At 64.0% G+C, this 20,971-nt stretch carries 24 protein-coding genes; 12 read left to right on the plus strand and 12 right to left on the minus strand.

Annotated elements, in window-relative coordinates:
• The first annotated feature begins 29 nt into the window (after nt 1–29).
• From leuD to AC0NIL_RS04745, 6 genes are all read left to right on the plus strand, one after another.
• Entirely contained in the window at nt 30–635 is a 606-nt protein-coding gene (leuD, locus tag AC0NIL_RS04720) for a 3-isopropylmalate dehydratase small subunit (protein WP_013528787.1), read from the plus strand.
• 69 nt (nt 636–704) lie between these two features.
• Nucleotides 705–1,634, plus strand: a complete 930-nt coding sequence (locus AC0NIL_RS04725; protein WP_473573835.1) for a hypothetical protein — start codon at nt 705–707, stop codon at nt 1,632–1,634.
• Nucleotides 1,635–1,855: 221 nt separating this feature from the next.
• Complete coding sequence (locus AC0NIL_RS04730) at nt 1,856–2,239, plus strand: RidA family protein (protein ID WP_473543745.1); 384 nt, start codon at nt 1,856–1,858, stop codon at nt 2,237–2,239.
• 13 nt (nt 2,240–2,252) lie between these two features.
• Nucleotides 2,253–2,603, plus strand: a complete 351-nt coding sequence (locus AC0NIL_RS04735; RefSeq protein WP_473573834.1) for a VOC family protein — start codon at nt 2,253–2,255, stop codon at nt 2,601–2,603.
• 173 nt (nt 2,604–2,776) lie between these two features.
• The gene (leuB, locus tag AC0NIL_RS04740; protein WP_013528791.1) at nt 2,777–3,880 is read left to right on the plus strand and encodes a 3-isopropylmalate dehydrogenase; all 1,104 of its coding nucleotides are present in this window, start codon (nt 2,777–2,779) and stop codon (nt 3,878–3,880) included.
• 69 nt (nt 3,881–3,949) lie between these two features.
• Nucleotides 3,950–4,372: a GNAT family N-acetyltransferase gene (locus AC0NIL_RS04745; protein WP_473573833.1), complete on the plus strand. Its 423-nt coding sequence runs from the start codon at nt 3,950–3,952 to the stop codon at nt 4,370–4,372.
• Here AC0NIL_RS04745 and AC0NIL_RS04750 read toward each other — a convergent pair.
• Both AC0NIL_RS04750 and AC0NIL_RS04755 read right to left on the minus strand, forming a co-directional pair.
• On the minus strand, nt 4,362–5,072 hold the full coding sequence (locus AC0NIL_RS04750) for a DUF805 domain-containing protein (RefSeq protein ID WP_275953410.1): 711 nt from the start codon (nt 5,070–5,072) through the stop codon (nt 4,362–4,364). The genes AC0NIL_RS04745 and AC0NIL_RS04750 overlap by 11 nt on opposite strands.
• Nucleotides 5,073–5,189: 117 nt before the next feature.
• Nucleotides 5,190–7,064 (minus strand): DEAD/DEAH box helicase, encoded by a 1,875-nt coding sequence (locus AC0NIL_RS04755; RefSeq protein ID WP_063169562.1) that lies wholly within the window; start codon nt 7,062–7,064, stop codon nt 5,190–5,192.
• A gap of 198 nt (nt 7,065–7,262) precedes the next feature.
• Between AC0NIL_RS04755 and AC0NIL_RS04760 the strand changes: the two genes are divergently transcribed.
• Complete coding sequence (locus AC0NIL_RS04760) at nt 7,263–7,412, plus strand: hypothetical protein (RefSeq protein WP_167355191.1); 150 nt, start codon at nt 7,263–7,265, stop codon at nt 7,410–7,412.
• Between the two features lie 107 nt (nt 7,413–7,519).
• Complete coding sequence (locus tag AC0NIL_RS04765; protein WP_013528795.1) at nt 7,520–8,554, plus strand: aspartate-semialdehyde dehydrogenase; 1,035 nt, start codon at nt 7,520–7,522, stop codon at nt 8,552–8,554.
• A gap of 156 nt (nt 8,555–8,710) precedes the next feature.
• On the opposite strand, the gene AC0NIL_RS04770 is transcribed toward AC0NIL_RS04765, so the two are convergent.
• Complete coding sequence (locus AC0NIL_RS04770; protein WP_275953411.1) at nt 8,711–9,118, minus strand: ACT domain-containing protein; 408 nt, start codon at nt 9,116–9,118, stop codon at nt 8,711–8,713.
• Between the two features lie 189 nt (nt 9,119–9,307).
• Between AC0NIL_RS04770 and AC0NIL_RS04775 the strand changes: the two genes are divergently transcribed.
• The 3 genes from AC0NIL_RS04775 (at nt 9,308) to AC0NIL_RS04785 (ending at nt 11,143) form a co-directional block, all read left to right on the plus strand.
• Nucleotides 9,308–10,213 (plus strand): bestrophin family protein, encoded by a 906-nt coding sequence (locus AC0NIL_RS04775; protein WP_027162876.1) that lies wholly within the window; start codon nt 9,308–9,310, stop codon nt 10,211–10,213.
• A gap of 121 nt (nt 10,214–10,334) precedes the next feature.
• Nucleotides 10,335–10,745, plus strand: a complete 411-nt coding sequence (locus AC0NIL_RS04780) for a DoxX family protein (protein WP_013528798.1) — start codon at nt 10,335–10,337, stop codon at nt 10,743–10,745.
• A 134-nt stretch (nt 10,746–10,879) separates the two neighbouring features.
• Nucleotides 10,880–11,143: a YMGG-like glycine zipper-containing protein gene (locus AC0NIL_RS04785; protein WP_013528799.1), complete on the plus strand. Its 264-nt coding sequence runs from the start codon at nt 10,880–10,882 to the stop codon at nt 11,141–11,143.
• Nucleotides 11,144–11,228: 85 nt separating this feature from the next.
• On the opposite strand, the gene rpsP is transcribed toward AC0NIL_RS04785, so the two are convergent.
• The 7 genes from rpsP to AC0NIL_RS04820 all read right to left on the minus strand — a co-directional run bounded on the left by rpsP (nt 11,229) and on the right by AC0NIL_RS04820 (nt 18,123).
• A complete protein-coding gene (gene rpsP, locus AC0NIL_RS04790) occupies nt 11,229–11,630 on the minus strand; it encodes a 30S ribosomal protein S16 (RefSeq protein ID WP_013528800.1) in 402 nt (133 codons plus the stop codon).
• Between the two features lie 37 nt (nt 11,631–11,667).
• Complete coding sequence (locus AC0NIL_RS04795) at nt 11,668–11,994, minus strand: chorismate mutase (protein ID WP_013528801.1); 327 nt, start codon at nt 11,992–11,994, stop codon at nt 11,668–11,670.
• A 7-nt stretch (nt 11,995–12,001) separates the two neighbouring features.
• A complete protein-coding gene (ffh, locus tag AC0NIL_RS04800; protein WP_024504031.1) occupies nt 12,002–13,612 on the minus strand; it encodes a signal recognition particle protein in 1,611 nt (536 codons plus the stop codon).
• A gap of 290 nt (nt 13,613–13,902) precedes the next feature.
• Complete coding sequence (locus AC0NIL_RS04805) at nt 13,903–14,853, minus strand: CPBP family intramembrane glutamic endopeptidase (RefSeq protein ID WP_013528803.1); 951 nt, start codon at nt 14,851–14,853, stop codon at nt 13,903–13,905.
• 170 nt (nt 14,854–15,023) lie between these two features.
• Nucleotides 15,024–15,623 carry a DUF1236 domain-containing protein gene (locus AC0NIL_RS04810; protein ID WP_063169558.1) on the minus strand — a complete coding sequence of 200 codons (600 nt, stop codon included), beginning with the start codon at nt 15,621–15,623 and terminating at the stop codon, nt 15,024–15,026.
• A 63-nt stretch (nt 15,624–15,686) separates the two neighbouring features.
• Complete coding sequence (locus AC0NIL_RS04815; protein WP_013528805.1) at nt 15,687–16,784, minus strand: zinc-binding metallopeptidase family protein; 1,098 nt, start codon at nt 16,782–16,784, stop codon at nt 15,687–15,689.
• A 91-nt stretch (nt 16,785–16,875) separates the two neighbouring features.
• On the minus strand, nt 16,876–18,123 hold the full coding sequence (locus tag AC0NIL_RS04820) for a flavin monoamine oxidase family protein (RefSeq protein ID WP_275953412.1): 1,248 nt from the start codon (nt 18,121–18,123) through the stop codon (nt 16,876–16,878).
• Nucleotides 18,124–18,264: 141 nt separating this feature from the next.
• Between AC0NIL_RS04820 and AC0NIL_RS04825 the strand changes: the two genes are divergently transcribed.
• Nucleotides 18,265–19,062 carry a lytic murein transglycosylase gene (locus AC0NIL_RS04825; protein WP_275953413.1) on the plus strand — a complete coding sequence of 266 codons (798 nt, stop codon included), beginning with the start codon at nt 18,265–18,267 and terminating at the stop codon, nt 19,060–19,062.
• Nucleotides 19,063–19,134: 72 nt separating this feature from the next.
• On the opposite strand, the gene AC0NIL_RS04830 is transcribed toward AC0NIL_RS04825, so the two are convergent.
• Together AC0NIL_RS04830 and AC0NIL_RS04835 are read right to left on the minus strand one after the other, a co-directional pair.
• On the minus strand, nt 19,135–19,656 hold the full coding sequence (locus tag AC0NIL_RS04830) for a hypothetical protein (RefSeq protein ID WP_027162880.1): 522 nt from the start codon (nt 19,654–19,656) through the stop codon (nt 19,135–19,137).
• Between the two features lie 5 nt (nt 19,657–19,661).
• Nucleotides 19,662–20,885: an argininosuccinate synthase gene (locus tag AC0NIL_RS04835; protein WP_013528809.1), complete on the minus strand. Its 1,224-nt coding sequence runs from the start codon at nt 20,883–20,885 to the stop codon at nt 19,662–19,664.
• Between the last annotated feature and the right edge of the window lie 86 nt (nt 20,886–20,971).

Below are 20,971 nucleotides of genomic sequence, written 5' to 3' on the forward strand. Positions count from 1 at the left end.
CCCCCGCAACGAAAACACGGGCAAAAGCCATGGAAAAATTCACCAAGCTCACCGGCGTCGCCGCTCCGATGCCGATCGTCAATGTCGACACCGACATGATCATCCCCAAGGATTATCTCAAGACGATCAAGCGCACCGGGCTCGGCACCGGCCTGTTCGCCGAAATGCGCTACAAGGACGACGGTTCGGAAAACCCGGATTTCGTGCTCAACAAGCCGGCCTACCGCAAGGCGCAGATCTTGGTCGCCGGCGACAATTTCGGCTGCGGCTCCAGCCGAGAGCATGCGCCGTGGGCGCTGCTCGACTTCGGTATTCGCTGCGTCATCTCGACCTCGTTCGCCGACATTTTCTACAACAACTGCTTCAAGAACGGCATCCTGCCGATCACCGTCAGCCCCGAGGATCTCGAGAAGCTGATGGACGACGCCTCGCGCGGCTCCAATGCCACGGTGTCGGTAGACCTCGAAGCCAAGGAAATCCGTGGGCCGGATGGCGGCGTGGTCAAATTCGACCTCGACGACTTCAAGCGGCACTGCCTGCTCAACGGGCTCGACGACATCGGCCTGACCATGGAGAAAGCCGGCGCCATCGCTTCGTTCGAGAAGCGGAACGCCGAACAGCGCCCCTGGGCCTGAGCGGCGCGCTCCGGACGGATGGATCTGGCCTTTCGGGCCGGTTCGCGGCGACTGAGTGGAGGGACAGTCATGACACGTTCGCTTCTTGCCGGCCTTTGCGGGCTGGCCTTGTTGCTGGGGCAAATCGCCAGCGCGTCTGCGCAGACCCAGACGCCCGCCACACAGCCGGCCCCGGCGACGGAGCAGCCGTCCGCCGATCAGGGGACGAACGCCGCCGATGCTTCCGATGACGACAAGCAAGCTCCCGTCCCATTCGAAGGCGGCACGCTGACCATCACCCAGAAGGAACAGTACGGCGAGAAGGTGCTCGCCTATGACGGTCAGCAGCTGGCCAGCAATTACGATGTCTTCTTCGACAAAACAGTCGAGGTCGGCGGCGTCAAGGTGGCGCTGTTCGATGTCGGCGACGGCGGCAATCAATGCGGGCCGGCGACGGTGATCGTCTGGAAACCGGAAGGCGGCACGATCCAGAGCACCACGGTCGAGCAGGACCAGTGCGGCGCGCCGCCCTCGGCGGTGTCCGACAACGCCATCTATTTCGTGCCTTACCTGTTGCCGGGAGATCAGAAGCCGGCTTTGCAATGGTCGCCGACCGACGGGCTGACGATTTCGGGCAATCTGACCTACATGCCGGAACCCGGCACGGACTGGAAAGACATCGATCCGGAAAAGTACCAGAACATCATCGACGCCTTCCACAATGAGGCCGTCTACAAGGAAGCGGAAAAGCTGCTCGGCAAGGACATGCCCGATATGGCGACCAGCCTGCTGGTCGGCGGCGGCACCGAAAAGACCGCTTCGGGCGCCTTCTACGCCAGCGGCTGCGTGCCACATGATTGCGGCGGCAATGACGGCTTCATGGCGGTCGACCCGGCCCAGCACAAACTCTACTTCGCCCGCCGCGGCGACAATGGCCAGCCGCAGGCGTGGCCTGGTGTGGCGACATGGCCCGCGGATGTGAAGGCGGCGTTGGACAAGGCGCTGGGGGCGGCAAATTAAGGCTTTAGCGTTGCGCAGCACCCCCTCGCTTTCGTCATCCTATGGTCTGCGCCGCGTCGCTACGCTCCTAGCTCCGCCATAGGATGACGACGGAAGGGATGCTTCAACCAATCTCGGAGGTTCGCGCTTGGCTTCCGGGATAACAGTTTGCCTGGCTTGGCCCACGACCCGCGCCGTTCCGCCTGCTAATGCTGGCAGACAACCCAAGCAAGGCCCCTCATATGCGCAAACTCATCTCCACCGGTTCGCCGTTCGAAAAGACCGCCGGCTATTCGCGCGCCGTGGTGCAGGGCGACTGGTGCTTCGTCTCCGGCACCACCGGCTACGACTATGCGACGATGACGATGCCGGAAACGGTGGAGGCGCAGACGCGCAATTGCCTGGCGACGATCGGCAAGGCGCTGAAGGACGGCGGCTTCGAGATGGCTGACGTGGTGCGGGCGCATTACTACGTCACCGACCAGGCCTTCGTGGATGTAGTCTTCCCGATCCTCGGCGAGACGTTCGGTGACATCAGGCCGGCAGCGACGATGATCGTCTGCCAACTCAACAAACCGGAAATGAAGATCGAGATCGAGGTGACGGCGCTGCGGCGCACGGCCTGAAGAGCGACCGACGATGAAAGTCCAGCGCATCGTTGCCAATATCGAGACAGCGGATGTCGCGGCGGCGAAGCGTTTCTACCAGGATGTGCTCGGTCTCGACCTGCTGATGGACCTCGGCTGGATCGCGACCTACGGCTCGCAAGCAAAGATGGATGTCCAGGTCAGCTTCATGGCGCAAGGCGGCTCCGGCACGCCGGTGCCCGGCCTCTCCATCGAGGTCGACGATGTCGATGCGGCGCTCGACGCCATGCAGGCGGCCGGCTTCGCCATGGAATACGGACCGGCCGACGAGCCCTGGGGCGTGCGGCGCTTCTACGTCCGCGATCCGTTCGGCCGGCTGATCAACATTCTCTCGCATCGGTAGACGGCCACGGGACGCTTCCGACGCTGGCGGGACAGAAGGATCTCGGCGCTCGTCCCCTTGCATGCAACTCGCTTGGCGTTTAGCAAGACCGCGGTCGCACAGCGACGCGCGCCTTTTGGGGCGCAAAGGACGCTGTGCAAATCGAAACACATTCTTTCCAGGACGGTTTCTCCATGGCAACGAAGCATCTTTTCCTGCTCCCCGGTGACGGCATCGGTCCTGAGGCCATGGCCGAGGTCAAGAAACTGATCGCGGTCATGAACGACAGGCTCGGCAGCGGTTTTGCCACCGATGAGGGGCTGGTCGGCGGCTGCGCCTATGACGCGCATGGCGCGGCGATCTCCGATGCCGACATGGAAAAGGCGATGGCGGCCGACGCGGTGCTGTTCGGCGCCGTCGGCGGTCCGAAATGGGATGCGGTGCCCTATGAGGTGCGCCCGGAAGCCGGCCTGCTGCGCCTGCGCAAGGACATGGAGCTATTCGCCAATCTGCGCCCGGCCATCTGCTATCCGGCGCTGGCGGCGTCCTCCTCGCTCAAGCAGGAGGTGGTCGAAGGTCTCGACATATTGATCGTGCGCGAGCTGACCGGTGGCGTCTATTTCGGCGAGCCCAAGCAGATCATCGATCTCGGCAACGGACAGAAGCGCGGCATCGACACGCAGGTCTACGACACGTTCGAGATCGAGCGCATTTCGGGCGTCGCCTTCGAACTCGCGCGCACCCGCAAGAACCACGTCACCTCGATGGAAAAGCGCAATGTGATGAAGTCGGGCGTGTTGTGGAACGAGGTCGTCACCCAGACCCACAAGGCGCGCTATTCCGACGTCAAGCTCGACCACATGCTGGCCGACGCCGGCGGCATGCAGCTGGTGCGCTGGCCAAAGCAGTTCGACGTCATCGTCACCGACAATCTGTTCGGCGATATGCTGTCCGATATCGCCGCTATGCTGACCGGCTCGATCGGCATGCTGCCGTCGGCCTCGCTCGGCGCGCCTGACGTGAAGACCAAGAAGCGCAAGGCGCTCTACGAGCCGGTGCACGGTTCGGCGCCCGACATTGCCGGCAAGGGCATTGCCAACCCGATCGCCATGATCGCCTCCTTCGCCATGTGCCTGCGCTATTCCTTCGGCATGGTCGATGAAGCCGACCGCGTCGAAGGCGCGATCGCCGCCGTGCTCGACGCGGGCCTGCGGACGAAAGACATCATGTCCGATGGCATGACCGAGGTCGGTACGGTTGAGATGGGCGACGCGATCATCGCCAAATTCCTGGGCTGATACCGTGACGGTCGACGTCCGCTGGGCGACGATCGAGGACGCGACGACGCTCGCGACCATGTTTGCGAGATGGCGGAACATTATCGGCAACCGCCTCTCGATGCCGACCGGGCCCTGTCTGCGGCACGAAAATGGCTTGGCGAGGAAAGCCCGGCCTATCCGCATTTCGCGCTCGCCTTCATCGAGGGCGAGGTCAGCGGCCTGGCGTCGGTGGCGATCGCGCATCCCGGTATCGATCTCGAGCGGCTGCTGTTCCTCAAGGACCTGTTCGTGCGCGACAAAGCCCGCAACGCTGGTGTCGGCCGGGCGCTGATCGGCTTTCTCGCCGATCATTGCCTGCGCGAAGGCATCGGCCGCATCGACCTGACCAGCGAGGACTGGAACGAAGGCGCGCAGCATTTCTACGACCGGCTTGGCGCAGAACGCCACGGCCAGAAGGTCTTTCTCAGGCTTTCGGGCGAGGCGCTGAAGGCGATCATCCCTAGACCCTGACGCCCGCCGGCACCGGTCCCCACTGGTTTTCGCGGGCCTGCGTCGGGACCAGCGCGAAGACCAGGATGATCAGGCTGCCGATGGTCGGGATCAGCACCACCAGATAAAGCCAGCCCGAGAGGCCGATGTCATGGATGCGGCGAACGGTCATGCCGAGGCTGGGCAGCAGTGTCGCCAGGACGAAGGTGCCGCAAAGGCCGACGGTTACCGCCGCCGATACGCTGCTGTCGAAATTGCCCATTTCGTTGTCGGCGAAAAGACCGATACCGCCGATGACAAGCAGCGAGACCACCCAGAACAGGAAATAACCCCAATATTCCTTGCGGCGGGCACGTCCGGCGAAATTGAAATAGTTCTGCGTCACGCCACGCCAGAAATAGCCCCAGAGATCGCTGGGCTCGGCCGGCCCGGAGGAACGGCCGAAATGCTGGGCCTGTGGCGCAGAAGCGGATGGTGCGTTACCGGCTTGAGTCGGCGCGGCGCTCGTACCAGCGTCGCCGGCCGGTGCAGCCGTCTCGGCGGCGATCAAAAAGACGTCGCGCGCCTGGCCGCCGCCCGCCTGGAATTCCACGCCCGCGCCCTTCCGCATAGTGGTTTCCCGGCGCAGGTTTTCGCGGGTGAAGGTGTAGCGGTTGCCGTCGGCTCCGGTGATGAAGCCGAAGCCCTGGACTTCGTCATAGTGAAGCACTTTGCCGCGCATTTGCCACCCCCACTTGCCACGTCCCTGCCAAGGTGTGGCACATGGCCGAACCGATGGGCAAGACCGCATCGGGATGCGGCCGGCGTCATGCGGGCGAATGAGGCTCGTTGCCCGGTCTTACGAAGGCCGCTTCTTCGCCTTCTTGTGCTTGGGTGCACCAGAGGTGTCGAATTTCGGCTTGCCCGGCTTCTTCGCCCAGGGCTTTGCATCATGCGGGGCGGTCGGGCGCTGATCGGCTGCTGCCGGTGCACGTTTTTCGAATTTGCGCTTCGGCGCGTTGGGATCGAACGGCGCCTTGCCGCGATGCGGCTTCTTGTCGGGGCTTGGCGGCTGATAGCCGGCGCGCGACAGATCGGGCGTACCGTCGAGCCGCTTCACCAGGATGTTGCCTTGCAGCTTCCGGTCGGGACCGATCGCGGCCAGGAAGCGGTCTGCCCAATCCGCCGCGATCTGCACGTAGGTCTCTTCCGGCTGCATCTTGATGGCGCCGATCTCTCGCTTCGAGATGCTGCCGGTGCGGCATAGCATCGGGATGAGCCAGCGCGGTTCGGCATTCTGCCGGCGCCCGATCGACAGCGAGAACCAGACGCTGTCGCCGAAATCGTCGCGGCGGCTGGGCGCCTCGTCGCGGCGCGCGAAACCTTCGCCCGCCGGTCTTTCACGCGACGGCGTGAAGGGCGCGATCTCCATGAGGTCCTCGGGGGCCGAGCGGCTGGCGCGGCACTGGCGCACGAAGGCAGCGGCCACCTGTTCGGCGCCATGCCTGGCGAGCAGTGCGTCGATGAAGGAGCGCTCGTCCTCCTTCACCGGCTCATCGAAAGCCGGATCGGCAAGGATGCGCTCGTCGTCGCGCCGCATCACGTCGTCGGCCGAGGGCGGGCTCGCCCATGTCGCCTTGAGGCCGGCGTTCTGCAACAGCCGTTCGGTGCGCTTGCGGGCGCTGTTGGGCACGATCAGCGCGCTGACGCCCTTGCGCCCGGCGCGGCCGGTGCGGCCGCTGCGGTGCAGCAGCGTTTCCGGGTTGGTCGGCAAATCGGCGTGGATGACCAGCTCAAGATTGGGCAGGTCGATGCCGCGCGCCGCGACATCGGTGGCGATACAGACTTTTGCGCGGCCGTCCCGCATCGCTTGCAGCGCATGGCTGCGCTCGTTCTGGCTGAGCTCGCCCGACAGGGCGACGACGGAGAAGTTGCGGTTGTTGAAGCGCGCGGTCAGATGATTGACGGCGGCACGCGTGTTGCAGAACACCAGCGCATTCTTGGCTTCATAATAGCGCAGCACATTGATGATGGCGTTCTCGCGGTCGGGCTGGGCGACGCTCAGCGCCCGATATTCGATGTCGAGATGCTGCTTCTCCTCGCCGGCGGCCGAAATGCGCACCGCATCGCGCTGATAGCCCTGGGCGAGCGTGGCGATCGAGCGCGGCACCGTGGCCGAGAACATCAGCGTCCGGCGTTCGGCCGGAGCGGCGTCGAGGATGAATTCGAGGTCTTCGCGAAAGCCGAGATCGAGCATCTCGTCGGCCTCGTCGAGCACCACCGCCTTCAGCGCCGACATGTCGAGCGAGCGCCGGGTGATGTGGTCGCGCAGCCGGCCGGGCGTGCCGACGACGATATGGGCGCCACGCTCCAGCACCCGCCGCTCCGAGCGCATGTCCATGCCGCCGACGCAGGACGCCACGGTGGCGCCGGTCAGTTCGTAGAGCCATTCCAGTTCGCGCGTCACCTGCAAGGCGAGTTCGCGCGTCGGCGCCACCGCCAGCGCCAGTGGTGCGGCGGCGTGGCCGAAGCGCTCCGCGCCCTCAAGCAGGGTCGGCGCCAGAGCGAGGCCGAAGGCCACCGTCTTGCCGGAGCCGGTCTGCGCCGAAACCAGCGCATCGGCCTCGCCGAGCTCGGGCGCCACGACCGCCTTCTGGACGGGCGTCAGCTCGGAATAGCCGCGTTTCTCCAGCGCCCTGGCAAGCGCTGGAACAAGTGCTTCGAAGTTGGACATCTCACTCTTTCGGAATTTTAGGGTCCGCGCTCATCACGGAGCACATGCCGGGGCGGGCCTCGCGCCAGCCAAACAATCTTGGCCGTTCGTACTTCGCGTAGCCGCGATTGTACAGGGCGCGCGCAAAACCAGGCGCCGCTCGGCAATTGACTCTTGACGCAAACCGCGTAAAAGCCGGCACCGAACGGGACAGTTTCGATGCGCGGCCTTTTGACGGCTCTTCCTGCATTCGATGCCCCCAGCCTCAATGCACATCATTGGGCCGGGCGCGTCGGCGCATCTCCTCGTTTCAGCAAAACCGCATTCTTGGCCGAGAAAACTGGCAAAACCACCACCAAAACGGTGTGATTCCCTTGGCCTAACCACCCTCTCCCGGGTTCGGCCCGGGGGACGGAACCCGCAGCGGCCAGCGGGTTTCTCCAAAAACCAAGCGGAGAGGGACAGGAGATTTTTCGATGAGTTTCAAGGTAGCGATCGTCGGCGCCACGGGCAATGTGGGCCGGGAAATGCTCAACATATTGGAAGAGCGCGGCTTTCCGGTAAGCGAAGTCGTGGCGCTGGCGTCGCGGCGCAGCCAGGGCACGGAAGTGTCGTTCGGCGACCGCACGCTGAAGGTGAAGACGCTCGACCAGTATGATTTTTCCGACACCGACATCTGCATCATGTCGGCCGGCGGCAGCGTCTCCAAGGAATGGTCGCCGAAGATCGGCAAGCAGGGCTGCGTCGTCATCGATAATTCGTCGGCCTTCCGCTACGACCAGGACGTGCCGCTGATCGTGCCGGAAGTGAACCCGGACGCGATCTCGCTGTTCACGCGCAAGAACATCATCGCCAATCCGAACTGCTCGACGGCGCAGTTGGTGGTGGCATTGAAGCCACTGCACGATTTCGCAACCATCAAGCGCGTCGTCGTCGCCACCTATCAATCGGTGTCGGGCGCCGGCAAGGAAGGCATGGACGAACTCTTTACCCAGACCCGCGCGGTCTTCGTCGCCGATGGCGTCGAGGTCAAGAAGTTCACCAAGCGCATCGCCTTCAATGTCATCCCGCACATCGACGTCTTCCTCGACGACGGCTCCACCAAGGAAGAGTGGAAGATGGTCGCCGAGACCAAGAAGATGCTCGACCCCAAGATCAAGCTGACGGCGACCTGCGTGCGCGTGCCGGTGTTCATCGGCCACTCGGAAGCGGTCAACATCGAGTTCGAAAAGCCGATCACCGCCGACGACGCGCGGGATATCCTGCGTGAAGCCCCAGGTTGCCAGGTCTTGGACAAGCGCGAGGACGGAGGCTACATCACGCCGCTGGAATCGGCCGGCGAGGACGCCACCTTCATCTCGCGCATCCGCGAGGATTCGACCATCGACAACGGCCTGTCGATGTGGATCGTCTCCGACAATCTGCGCAAGGGCGCCGCACTCAACGCGGTGCAGATCGCCGAGCTTTTGGTCGAGCGCGGCCTGATCCAGCCGAAGAAGAAGGCGGCCTGACGGCTGATTTAGTTTTCGCTCACGGGCCGCACCGCCGCTAGCGCGGCTGGCCCGCGGTCGCGGGCTCCGCCCTCGGCCGGGATGCTGAAGGTTTGCGGAGCATTGATGAAGGCCAATCTCCCCCACGAGGGGGAGATCGGCAGCTTCGCCGATGCGCTACACTCGGTTGTCCTCGGCCAGCCCGATCAGCAGCTTCAGTGCCTCCTGCGCCCTATCGGCGGGAACGAACAGATGGTCGTGATAAAAGGCCGAAACCGGGTTCACGCCCATGCCGGCGGCGGCCAGGCGCGTGGTGATGGCGGCGAGGAAGCCGACGGCTTCCAGCGACGAATGGATGTTCAGCGTCAGCATCCGGCAGCGGAACGAAGCGGTCAGTGCCGCGGCGCTGGCCTCCTCCTCGGTCACGATCAGCGTCACACCCTCGCGCTCGCGAAACACCATCACCGGCTCAACGCCTTCCGGCTGAGGGACGCCGGGTGCCAGCGTGACGAAGACATAGGCGCCGGCGAGCAGCTCCGGTGTCATCGACGCCAGCAGTGTCTTGAGATCGGTTTCGCCGGCCATCTGTCTTCCCTCGCCTGCAAAAAAACGGGCCGCAGCCCACGTGCTCTTCAATATCCGCGACCGGCGCGTGCCGATAGTCCAGGCGCTGCAAGGACGACATGGCGATGTCGCTGGCGGCTGGGCTTGCAGAGCTGTCGCATCGCACAATAGAGAAGCTGAGGGCCAGTGCCGGTCCGTGAAAGGCCTTCGATGATCGTTCGCCCGCGCCCCACATTCCTGCAGCTGTTCTTCATCATGCGCGGTTCGGTCGTGCCACGCATTCTGCCGCAGATATTGGGCTTCGCGCTTTATTCCGCGATCATCCTGGCCGCGGCGCGCCGGTTCCAGCTTGATTTCAGCGTCTTCAACATCACGCCTTTCGGCCTGGTCGGCGTGACATTGTCGATCTATCTCTCGTTCCGCAACAACGCCGCCTACGACCGTTGGTGGGAGGCGCGCAAGCTGTGGGGCGCGCTGGTCTTCGAAATGCGCAACCTGGCACGCGCCACCACCAGCCTCATCCCGGACCAGACTGAACAGCGCGCCTTGCTGATGGAAGCGCTCGCCTTCTGTCATTTCCTGCGCGGGCAGCTGCGCAAGATCGACAGCATGAAGGATGCCCGTGCCTTCATCGACGCCGAGGCGGACAAGGCAGCAGCCTTTTCCAATCCGGCGGATGAGATGGTCAGGCGCATGGGCCGGCGTGCCAATGCGCAGCGCCTGGCGGGCGACGTCGACACGATCGGCTTTCGTATCCTCGATGAGAGGCTCGCGTCGGTCGCGGCCATCCAGGCCGGCTGCGAGCGGATCGCCGGTACGCCCTTGCCGTTCGCCTACACGCTGCTGGTGCATCGCACGGCCTATATCGTCTGCCTGCTGCTGCCGGTCGGCCTGATCTCGACCACCGGTTGGGCGACGCCGCTGTTCACCGCGCTGATCGCCTATACTTTCTTCGGCCTCGACGCGCTGTCGGAAGAGCTCGAGGATCCGTTCGGCACCGAAGCCAACGACCTCGCTCTCGACAGCCTCTGCCGTGTCTGCGAAATCTCGGTGTTCGAGGCGCTGGGCGAAACGCCGCCGAAGATGATCCCGGCGGAAAAGTTCTATTTTTCGTAGGCAAAGGCGCGCGGGCTTAGCGGGATTAAAAGAATCCGCCCCGCTGTCGGATCGCCGCTCCATGCCACGTCCTTGGTTCGACCCCAGCAAGAAGGGGATAGAACCATCAGGAGGGACCATCATGAGCATTTCCGAAACCGCGCCCGTCTCGCCGGGCGCTTTGTGGACCGGCCGCGCGCTCAGCGGCGTCATCGTGCTGTTCATGATCTTCGACGGCGCCATCAAGCTGCCGCCGCTCGATATCGTCGTCCAGACGATGGTACCGCTTGGCTGGCCGGCCGATCCGAATGTCGCGCGCATGCTTGGCGTCATCGGCCTGATCTCGACCGCTCTCTATGCGCTGCCGCGCACCTCGGTGCTCGGCGCCATCCTGCTCACCGCCTATATGGGCGGCGCCATCGCCACCAATGTCCGCGTCGACAACCCGCTGTTCTCGCACATTCTGTTCGGCGTCTATCTCGGCATTATCCTGTGGGGTGGCCTGTATCTGCGCGATCCCAGGCTCCGCGCGCTGATCCCGTTCAGCCGTTAGATCCGGATCGAAGCACCGCTTTCAACTCGAAGCCTGAACCCTTTGCCGGGCAATATCTCAGGGATCGAATCGTCGAGTTGCGAGTTAGAGATTCGCCCGGCGGCGGAGGCGGCTCCTATCGGAGAGGAACGACGATGAAGAAAACGATGCTTTTGATGGCGCTGCTGGTGCCGCTCGCCGCTTGTTCGCAAACGGAAAAAGGCGCGGCCGTAGGCGGCCTCGGTGGCGCTGCCGTCGGTGCGGCGGTCGCCGGCGATCCGGTTGAAGGCGCCGTCGTCGGTGGTGCTGTCGGCGCTGTTGCCGGCGCGCTGATCGGCCGGGCGAGCGAGCGTGGCGAATGCCGCTACCGCGATAGCCGTGGCCGCGTCTATATTGACCGCTGCCCGCGCGGCTATTGACCGGGCGGCTTTTACAGACAGGGTCGAATGAAAAAAACGGCGGGCACATGGCCCGCCGTTTTCCTGGATGCGATAGAGCAAATACTTATTCGGCGGTTGCGGCTTCCGCCTCGGCCGGTGCAGCCGCGGCGGCGGCAACGGCAGCAGCGGCATCTTCCTGCGCCTTCTTCAGAAGAGCAGCGCGTTCCTGCGCCTTCTTGCCCGGCTCGGCCTTCTTCGGGTTGGAACGGGCGTCGCGCTTGACGAGGCCGGCCTCGTCGAGGAAGCGCAGCACGCGGTCGGTCGGCTGGGCGCCATGCGCCAGCCAATGCTTGACGCGGTCGGCGTCGACCTTGACGCGTTCGCCGTCCTTGGGCAGCAGCGGGTTCCACGAGCCGATGGACTCGATGAACCGGCCGTCACGCGGCGAACGGGCGTCGGCAATGACGACGTGGTAGTAAGGACGCTTCTTCGAGCCCGCACGGGCCAGTCGGATCTTCAAGGGCATTTCTTTTCTCCTAAAAACTAAGTTCGTTGATTGGGTTTCAGTTGGTTTTCGTCACGCCGTTGGAAGCGGCGATCTGTTCGTGGTGGCGGATCACTTCGCGGACGACGAAGTTGAGGAACTTTTCCGCGAAATCCGGGTCGAGATGGGCATCCTTCGCCAGCTGGCGAAGCCGGGCGATCTGCTGCTGCTCGCGTGCCGGGTCGGCCGGCGGCAAGCCATGAGTCGCCTTCAGCACGCCAACCGCCTTGGTGCAGCGGAAGCGCTCGGCAAGCATGTGGATGAGGGCTGCGTCGATGTTGTCGATCGACGCCCGGTAATCTGCCAGGAGGGCGCGGGCGTCGGCCATGTCCTTTTCTTCGTTCATGGCGTCCTCACTTCTTCTTGCCAAGGCCGGGCAGCCCGCCACCGCCGAGGCCGGGAAGCCCGGGAAGTTTCATGCCGCCGGGCAAACCTGGCATGCCGCTGGGCAGGCCACCGCCGCCGGGAAGGCCTTTCATGCCGCCGCCTAGGCCGGCTGCCTGCGCCTGCTTCTGCAAGGCTTCGAGCTGCTTGGGATCCATCTTCGACAGGTCCGGCATGCCGCCGCCCATCATGCCACCCATACCGCCGGGCATCATGCCGCCGAGGCCCATCTTGGAGGCGAGGCCGCCCATCATGCCGCGCATCAGGCCGCCGCCTTTGCCCTTGCCGCCCATCGCCTTCATCATGTCGGCCATGCCGCGATGCATTTTGAGCAGCTTGTTGATTTCGGCCGCGTCGGTGCCGGAACCGGCAGCGATGCGCTTCTTGCGCGAATGCTTGAGCAAATCGGGATTGGCGCGCTCTGCCTTGGTCATCGACGAGATGATGGCGAGCTGGCGGCCGAACATCTTGTCGTCGAGACCGGCGGCGGCCATCTGGTCCTTCATCTTGCCCATGCCGGGCATCATGCCCATGATGCCGCCCATGCCGCCCATCTTCGACATCTGCTGAAGCTGGCCGGCGAGATCGTTCAGGTCGAACTTGCCCGACTGCATCTTCTTGGCCATCGCCGCCGCCTGTTCGGCGTCGATGTTCTCGGCGGCCTTTTCGACGAGCGAGACAATGTCGCCCATGCCGAGGATGCGGTCAGCGATGCGCTTGGGGTGGAATTCCTCCAGCCCGTCCATTTTTTCGCCGGTGCCGATCAGCTTGATCGGCTTGCCGGTGACGGCGCGCATCGAAAGGGCAGCACCGCCACGGCCGTCGCCGTCCATGCGGGTCAGCACGAGACCGGTGATGCCGACGCGCTCGTCGAAGCTCTTGGCCAGGTTGACGGCGTCCTGGCCGGTCAGCGAATCGGCGACCAGCAGGATTTCGTGCGGGCTCGATACCTTCTTGATGTCGGCCATCTCGACCATCAGCGGCTCGTCGATATGGGTGCGGCCGGCGGTGTCGAGGATGACGACGTCGTGGCCGCCGAGCTTGGCCGCCTGCACGGCGCGGCGCGCGATGTCGACCGGCGACTGGCCGTCGATGATCGGCAGCGTGGCGACCTTGACCTGTTCGCCGAGCTGGCGAAGCTGCTCCTGCGCGGCGGGGCGCCGCGTGTCGAGCGAGGCCATCAGGACCTTCTTGTTCTGACGCTCGGAAAGACGCTTGGCGATCTTGGCCGAAGTGGTCGTCTTGCCGGAACCCTGCAGGCCGACCATCATGATGACGACCGGCGCCGGGGCATTGAGATCGATGGCGACGCCTTCGGCGCCGAGCATGTCGACCAGTTCGTCATGAACGATCTTGACGACCATCTGGCCGGGCTTGATCGACTTGACCACGGCAGCGCCGACGGCCTTCTCGCGCACCTTGTCGGTGAAGGAGCGCACCACTTCCAGCGCCACGTCGGCTTCGAGCAGCGCACGGCGCACCTCGCGCAGCGCCGCCGAGACATCAGCCTCCGACAGCGCGCCGCGGCCGGTCAGGCCGTTCAGGATCGAACCAAGACGTTCCTGTAGCGATTCAAACATTCGTTTTCCTTTTCCCTGGCACCCGGATGGTGCCCGAGAGGTAATGCGTTCGCGCCCAGTGTCCAACCAAAAGTCCAAGCAAAAGCCAAAACCAAAAAGCACCCGGGGGCGCTCAGCGCTGCCGGGTGTTGGCCTCCAGGATCGATTTACAGCACTTCACCTCAAAGAGGTTTCGGCGTCCTGGTCGGCTTGCTCGGAGGGATACTCGTCGCGGAAGTCGGGGCGTGTAGACAGGAAATCTGCGCAAGAGTCAAGACAAGGGCCGGGTAGCGTCGTTCCCGGACCCGCATTCAGGCCGTGCTCGCGCGGTCCGGAAGCTCGGCGGCGACCTTGAGCGGCGAGCGCGGATGCAAAAGCAGCCCGATGGTCAGCAGGCTGCAGGCGATGCCGATGAAGGCGATGAGAACCGCATCCGACGTTGCCCAGCCCGGTCCCTCGAGCGGCCTGGCGTTGAACAGGGCGAAGGAATTGTAGCTTTCCTGATGCGAGATCAGCAGGAAGCCGGTCAGGTTGTTGCCGAGATGAGCACCCAGCGCGGCGCCGAGATTGCCTGTTGCGTAAACGACAAGCGTCAGCAGCAACGCGAAAGCGGCGATCGACGCCAGCACACAGGCGTTGATGGCTGGCGACGAACTCGCACTCCAATGCAGCGAGGTGAACAGCAGGGCCGGCAGCAGCGCCCAGATGAACGGGCTCTTGAACCGGCTGGCCAGCCCGCGCAGCAGGTAGCCGCGAAACAGCAACTCTTCCGACGAGGTCTGCAACAGAGTGAGCGCGGCGATCGGGATCGCAAACAGCAGCCAGGACGACAGGCTGATCGGGCCGCGCGCGATCTGCGGCTGCAAGAGATAGAGCAGGATTTCGGAGATCAACGAGGTGATCAGCACCGCGATCAGCCCCTTGAGGAAGCCGGACCATGAAACACGCCGGCTGTTGCCGAGCAGCGCCGACAGCTTCTCGCCATGCACCCAGCGCATCGCGACCCACAGGCCGATCCAGATGCCGGCGAACGAGACGAGCGCGGTGAGAATGCCGATGGGCGAGGCGAGGAAACCCTGCATGCCGGATGATGGGGCCGCCTGCCGGGCGAAGAAGGCATAGGTGCCGCCGACCAGCACGGCCACGGTGGTTGCTGCCCAAAAAAGGACGACGATCCCCGTTCCGAGCAACAGGCGCGGCAAGGTCGTCCTGGCGTTCGGCGAATGCCTGTAGCGCTCGAAGGCGGCCGGATCGATGGTCACGCGGGCTCCTTTGCCAAAGTCATCGCCTATTGACTAACCGACCGCCGGAAAAATCGGAAGTTTTCCGCAAAGGACAATGCTCAGAGCAGCGTCGGCGCACAAGAGGCGACGCTGCGGTGCCGCCTGCCGGCGGCCGCTGCTGTGGCAGCGGCCGCTTATGTCAATTGTCGTCAGCGCACGACGTACATGATGCGCCGGGTCTGCGGATCGATCAGCGCCCGCTGGCCGTTCACATAGACATAGCGGTAATTGTAGTCTGGAATCTCGCGCAGCTCGACGGTGTCGGGCAGGGTCGCGCCGGTGACCACTTCGCCATCGAGATAGATGGGATCGAGGCGGTGCGTGTCGACATAGGTGCGGACTTCAGCCGGGGGCGGCGGGAAGTCATCGACGACCGGATCGCTGGCGATGATCGCGCCGGTATAATCGGTCGAGTAGTTGCCGATGTCCTCCGGCGGCGAGACGACAGCAACGCTGGCGCGCCGTTGCGTCAGCACCACCCGGCTGCCGCCTATATCGGCCGTCACATAGTCGGAATAGACCCAGCCCTGGCCGCCGGCCTCGGCTATGGTGCACCATTTGCTGTTTTCGATGCAGCCATTGAGCGTTGCCGACTGACCGGCGGCGAGCACGCCGATGACAGGGTATTGCGGGCCGGGTCCGGCGCGAACGTTAAGATCGGTGACGGCTGAGACGGCGGTGTCGGCAAACGCGGCGCCCGACATCACGGTCAGCATTCCGGCGACCGCCGGAAACAACAGGGATTTCATGGTTTCTCTCCGTTTTCATGGTCCCTCGCCAGCGAAAACGGGGCAGCAGCTCATGCGTTCCCGCTAAAGCGCCTGTGCCAACTCACGATTTGTTCCCTGTTCTCCAGGCAAATCGGTCAGAAGTTCGTGAACGAAGTCCAATTTCCGCGCCGTGACGTCCGAAATGACAAAGGGATAGAGGTCCGGCAGGCCCATGCAGCGGTTGATCGAATTGGAGGCTTCCGACAGCACCAGCCAGCGGGCCAGGATCTTTTCGAAAGACTCGGGCGCGGTCGGCGGCTCCGAGGGTGCGGCCTGCAATTCGCCGCCTGTGTCGCCGCGCGGCAAGTCGTTGGCCTCCACCGTCTCCAGCCGGCCGAGCGGAAAGTTCAGTGCGTGCACCATTTCCAGCGTGTCGGTGATGTGCAGGTGGTGAGCCCAGGTCTCGGCCCAGTCCTCCCATGGATGCGAGGTCGCATAGGCCGAGATGTGGCCTTGCTGCCAGTCGGGCGGCGCACCATTGGCATAATAGGCCTTCAGCGCCTGTTCGTAATCGGCGCGGTCATCGCCGAACAGTGCGCGGAAAGCTTCGAGCCGGTGCGGATCGTCGCGGATCAGGCGGTCCCAATAATAGTGCCCAAGCTCATGACGGAAATGACCGAGCAAGGTGCGGTAGTTCTCGCCCATCTCGACGCGCCGCTTCTCGCGCTCGGCCGAATCCGCCTCGGCGACGTTGAGCGTGATCAGGCCATTGTCGTGGCCGGTCAGGATCCGCTCGCCGCCGGGGCCGCCGCCGATCGGATCGGCGAGGAAGTCGAAGGCCAGCCCGATCTCGTCGGCGGGGTTCTGCTTGGGCGCCACCGGCAGCCCGAAGGCCAGCAGCGAATAGATGGCGCGCTTCTTCGCCGCTTCGACACGGATCCAGCGGCGGCGGTTGCCGTCGACGGAGAGATCCGGGATCAACTGGTTGAGCGCACAGGCGCGGCAAAAGGCGTGTCCGGGCTCGGCCATCCAGTTGCAGGCGCATTCATCGGCGTTGGTGCACTGGAAGATGCCGTCGGCGCTCGCCAGCGCGAAACAGGCGTGCTCGGGATCGTAGAGCACGGGGTTCCCGCAGTTCAGGCACTGGGCGTTCTCGAAATAGATGCGATGGCCGCAATGGGGGCAGTCGAAGAGTTTCATGTCGGTCTCAATTCACCGGAGGTGACATAGATATTCACGGCGGCCCGTGCCCAACGCGAACAGCCGCGCGGCGTTCCACATTTTCCTGAAGCTATTTGGCCGCAAGCTGGGCGACAACCTGTCTTGCCACCGCTTCGCCCGACAGCCGTGCGCCGCCGCAGGTCTGCATCAGCGGGCCGGCCAAGTGCTCGCCGGCGAAGAAGATCTTGTCGGCCACCGGCTGCATGAGCGCGGCGCGCGCCAGTGAACGGCCAGGGCGGGCGGCGGCGTAGGCGCCGCGCACGAAGCGCTCGCCGCCCCAATTGGTCATCATGGCGCGTCCGACATGCTTGCGCGTATCGCCACCGAAGATGCCGCACAGCCGGTCGACGACGAAGTCGATGCCGGCCGCCTCGCCGGCCGCCGACATTTCCCAGGCGAAATCGCCGCCGACGAAGCCGACCATCAGGTCAAGGTCGAACGGGAAGCACAGGAAATAGATGTCGTGCCTGGCCATCCGTTCGATCAGCAGGTCGTCGAAGGGCTGCAGCCCGAGCCTTGTGCCCGATATTTCGACCGGCAATTTGGTCAGCATGCCCATCGGCAGGTCGAAGAAGGCGCCAAAATGGGTGTCGGGCAGGGCCGGCGAGAACGCGATCTCCTCGAAGGCGAGCACCGCCGGCGAAGCGGTCACGATCACCGCTTTGGCGCGGACGGTGCCGCGATCGGTGACGCAGGCGACGCCGGGCACGTCCCACAGGATCTTGCGTACCGGCGTCGACAGTTCGACCGGCACGCCGGCGCCGAAACGCGCCACCAGCGCGCCAAGGCCCTCCTTGCTGAAGTAGTTCGGGTCGAGATCGGCGGCGGCTTGGAAGTCCAGGATCGAGATTTCGTCCTCGTCGGCGCCGAAATCCATCGGCCCGGCGAAGGTGGCGGCGGCGCGCGGCGCATGGCCTTTTGCCAACAGCGCCGAAAGACGATCGTCATCTCCGTCCTTCACTTCATGCCTGGCCAGCAGTTCGAACAGCTTTGCGTCGGCGGACTTCATGTCGGCTTCTTCCGCTTCGCTCGCCTTGCGCTCGCGGTAGTAGAGATGATCGACATTCATGTCGTGATGATGCAACGTCCAGCCTGCCACTTGCGCTTCGGGAAAATAGGGATTGCGGTCGGCGGCATGCAGCCAGGCGCAGCCGATGTCGAAAGGCACGCCGAAATGCTGGTCGCTGGTCCAGGCTCGCCCGCCGATTCGGTCCATCGCTTCGAGCAGCGTGAAGGAAAGCCCCGCCGCCTGCAGGGTTTTGGCAGCGGCAAGACCCGCCGAGCCGGCGCCGATGATGACGACATCAACGTCTTGCATGCAGCCCCCTTGCCACAATAATCACTTGATCCTAGGCAAATTCCACGGCATTCGCCAGCATTGCAGCGGTGACAGTGACAAGTGCGCGTTTCGCTGGCAAGTTCGCAATTGGGACGTGATTCAGGCAACCAGGAGATCAACATGGCAATTCTTGCCAAGGGAAAGATGTTTGCAGCGGCCGCGATGGCGGTGCTTGCGCTGGCGACGGGCGCACAGGCAGCGGCCAGCTGCGGCAAGACCGGCGCCGGCTTCGAGGCCTGGAAGCAGGACTTTGCCGCGCAGGCCAGGTCGGAAGGTGTGGGCGCCAAGGGGCTGGCCGCTCTGGCCGGGGCGAACTACGCGACAAAGACCATCTCCGTCGACCGCGGCATTCACAAGGCCTTCAGCGGCTCGGTGGACGATTTCATGCGGCGGCGCGGCGGCGCGGCGATTATCTCCAAGGGCCGGTCGCTGAAAAAGTCGAATGCGGCGCTGTTCTCCAAGATCGAAGCGAATTACGGCGTGTCGCCGGGCGTGTTGCTGGCCATCTGGGGTATGGAAACCGGCTTCGGTTCGGCCATGGGCAACCAGAACACCGTCTCTGCCATTTTGACGCTTGCCTATGATTGCCGCCGCCCGGGGTTCTTCTACCCGCATGCGATCGCCGCCCTGAAGCTGGTCGATCGCGGGGCGCTGACAGCCTCGTCGGTCGGGGCCGCGCATGGCGAGATCGGACACACGCAGTTCCTGCCAGGAAACGTCCTGAAATATGGCGTCGGCGGCGGAAACCTGCGCGACAAGGGCACGGCGCTGGCTTCCACCGCCAACTTCCTCAAGGGTCATGGCTGGCGGGCAGGCGCGAGCGCGAGTGCGAATATAGGCGCGATTGCCGGCTGGAATTCCGCGAGCGTCTATCAGCAGGCCATCGCCCGCATTGCCACGGCGATCGACGGCGATTGACGGACCATGCACCGGGCAGGAGGCCCCGGCCATTTTTGACTTGATCGAAAACCCGGCGTGAATGCCGGGTTTTTATTTGATTTCGAGCGTGTAGGAGCAGCCGGCCAGGGTCTTGCCGGGATGGGACTCGACGGTCGAGACGTTGAGCTTGACGTCCGTGGAGAAGGTCAATCCTTCCGACTCTTCGGTGCTTTGGACAACGACCTTTTCGCCAAGGAATTTTTGCGGCGTGGAAAAAACGGCCATGACGTCGAGTTCTTTTGCAAGCTCCGGCGCGGCAACGCCGTCGAGCACGGCCATCGGCCCCGCAGCGGTAAACACGATCGATCCTGTCTCGCGGTTGAACACGCGGATTTTGGCCGGCAGTTCGTATTGGCTGAGAAACGGATTGGCGGAGGCAACCTCCTTCCAGCCAAGCGTTTCAACGGCACCCGGTGCGCTGGACAGCCACAGGGCAAAGTCGTTGTAGGTCGGAACGTCCGCCCTGCACTCGATCAGCGCGGGAAGGTCAAGAGAGGCGGGGTCGAACTCCTGGCCGGCGGCCGGCGTCGCCAGAACAACCAGCGGCGCCAGGCAGCGACCGAAACCGCGCATCCGCCCTACTTGGCGCGGTTGCGCGCTGCCAGCGTTCTCAGCCGCAGTGCATTGAGGCGGATGAAGCCGGCGGCGTCCTTCTGGTCATAGGCGCCACGGTCGTCCTCGAAAGTGACCAGCGCATCGGAGTAAAGCGTCTTCTTCGACTTGCGGCCGGTGACCATGACGTTGCCCTTGTAGAGCTTGAGCCGCACCGTGCCCTCGACGTCTTCCTGGCTCTTGTCGATCATCGCCTGCAGCATCAGCCGTTCGGGCGCGAACCAGAAGCCGTTATAGATCAGCTCGGCGTAACGCGGCATGAACTCGTCCTTGAGGTGGGCCGCACCTCGGTCGAGCGTGATCGATTCGATGGCCCGGTGGGCGGCGATCAGGATGGTGCCGCCTGGCGTTTCGTAGACGCCGCGCGACTTCATGCCGACGAAGCGGTTCTCGACCAGGTCGAGCCGGCCGATGCCATTGTCGCGGCCAAGATCGTTGAGTGTCGCCAGCATGGTTGCCGGCGACAATTTCTTGCCGTTCAGCGCGATCGGATCGCCCTTCAGGAACTCGATCTCGATCTCGGTGACCTTGTCCGGCGCGTCCATCGGCGAAACGGTGCGCTGATGAACGAATTCCGGCGGCTCCACCCACGGGTCTTCCAGCACCTTGCCCTCGGAGGACGAATGCAAGAGGTTGGCGTCGACCGAGAACGGTGCATCGCCCTTCTTGTCCTTCGGCACCGGGATCTGGTGCTGCTCGGCGAAATTCATCAGGTCGGTACGCGACTTGAACGTCCAGTCGCGCCACGGCGCGATGACCTTGATGTCGGGGTTCAGTGCGTAAGCCGAGAGCTCGAAGCGAACCTGATCGTTGCCCTTGCCGGTGGCGCCATGCGCGATCGCATCGGCGCCGGTTTCCCGGGCTATATCGACCAGATGCTTGGAGATCAGCGGCCGGGCGATCGAGGTGCCGAGCAGATAGGTGCCTTCATAGACGGTGTTGGCGCGGAACATCGGGAAGACGAAGTCGGCGACGAATTCCTCGCGCACATCGACGATACGGATGTCCTTGATGCCCATCATCTCGGCCTTGCGGCGCGCCGGTTCCAGCTCTTCACCCTGACCGAGATCGGCGGTGAAGGTGATGACCTCGGCGCCGAACTCGGTCTGCAGCCATTTCAGGATGATGGATGTGTCGAGACCGCCGGAATAGGAGAGCACGACTTTCTTGATGTCTTTGGTTTTGGACATTTTTACCCCGTCGGTGGCGGACGCCCCAGCCTGGGCGTCACGGATTTGTCGCAGCGCCTTTTAGCAGGAACGGCAGAGCGAGCAAG

Source organism: Mesorhizobium sp. WSM1343, from assembly GCF_055901535.1.

Coding starts and splice junctions, on each gene's coding strand:
- AC0NIL_RS04820 (WP_275953412.1), bottom strand. CDS start 18,123: ATGCAAGACGTTGATGTCGTCATCATCGGCGCCGGCTCGGCGGGTCTT.
- AC0NIL_RS04815 (WP_013528805.1), bottom strand. CDS start 16,784: ATGAAACTCTTCGACTGCCCCCATTGCGGCCATCGCATCTATTTCGAG.
- leuD (WP_013528787.1), top strand. CDS start 30: ATGGAAAAATTCACCAAGCTCACCGGCGTCGCCGCTCCGATGCCGATC.
- AC0NIL_RS04735 (WP_473573834.1), top strand. CDS start 2,253: ATGAAAGTCCAGCGCATCGTTGCCAATATCGAGACAGCGGATGTCGCG.
- AC0NIL_RS04830 (WP_027162880.1), bottom strand. CDS start 19,656: ATGCGCGGTTTCGGTCGCTGCCTGGCGCCGCTGGTTGTTCTGGCGACG.
- AC0NIL_RS04810 (WP_063169558.1), bottom strand. CDS start 15,623: ATGAAATCCCTGTTGTTTCCGGCGGTCGCCGGAATGCTGACCGTGATG.
- AC0NIL_RS04770 (WP_275953411.1), bottom strand. CDS start 9,118: ATGGCCGGCGAAACCGATCTCAAGACACTGCTGGCGTCGATGACACCG.
- AC0NIL_RS04780 (WP_013528798.1), top strand. CDS start 10,335: ATGAGCATTTCCGAAACCGCGCCCGTCTCGCCGGGCGCTTTGTGGACC.
- AC0NIL_RS04760 (WP_167355191.1), top strand. CDS start 7,263: ATGCGCGGCCTTTTGACGGCTCTTCCTGCATTCGATGCCCCCAGCCTC.
- AC0NIL_RS04725 (WP_473573835.1), top strand. CDS start 705: ATGACACGTTCGCTTCTTGCCGGCCTTTGCGGGCTGGCCTTGTTGCTG.
- leuB (WP_013528791.1), top strand. CDS start 2,777: ATGGCAACGAAGCATCTTTTCCTGCTCCCCGGTGACGGCATCGGTCCT.
- AC0NIL_RS04750 (WP_275953410.1), bottom strand. CDS start 5,072: ATGCGCGGCAAAGTGCTTCACTATGACGAAGTCCAGGGCTTCGGCTTC.
- AC0NIL_RS04785 (WP_013528799.1), top strand. CDS start 10,880: ATGAAGAAAACGATGCTTTTGATGGCGCTGCTGGTGCCGCTCGCCGCT.
- rpsP (WP_013528800.1), bottom strand. CDS start 11,630: ATGCCCTTGAAGATCCGACTGGCCCGTGCGGGCTCGAAGAAGCGTCCT.
- AC0NIL_RS04825 (WP_275953413.1), top strand. CDS start 18,265: ATGGCAATTCTTGCCAAGGGAAAGATGTTTGCAGCGGCCGCGATGGCG.
- ffh (WP_024504031.1), bottom strand. CDS start 13,612: ATGTTTGAATCGCTACAGGAACGTCTTGGTTCGATCCTGAACGGCCTG.
- AC0NIL_RS04755 (WP_063169562.1), bottom strand. CDS start 7,064: ATGTCCAACTTCGAAGCACTTGTTCCAGCGCTTGCCAGGGCGCTGGAG.
- AC0NIL_RS04795 (WP_013528801.1), bottom strand. CDS start 11,994: ATGAACGAAGAAAAGGACATGGCCGACGCCCGCGCCCTCCTGGCAGAT.
- AC0NIL_RS04745 (WP_473573833.1), top strand. CDS start 3,950: ATGGCGGAACATTATCGGCAACCGCCTCTCGATGCCGACCGGGCCCTG.
- AC0NIL_RS04775 (WP_027162876.1), top strand. CDS start 9,308: ATGATCGTTCGCCCGCGCCCCACATTCCTGCAGCTGTTCTTCATCATG.
- AC0NIL_RS04765 (WP_013528795.1), top strand. CDS start 7,520: ATGAGTTTCAAGGTAGCGATCGTCGGCGCCACGGGCAATGTGGGCCGG.
- AC0NIL_RS04730 (WP_473543745.1), top strand. CDS start 1,856: ATGCGCAAACTCATCTCCACCGGTTCGCCGTTCGAAAAGACCGCCGGC.
- AC0NIL_RS04835 (WP_013528809.1), bottom strand. CDS start 20,885: ATGTCCAAAACCAAAGACATCAAGAAAGTCGTGCTCTCCTATTCCGGC.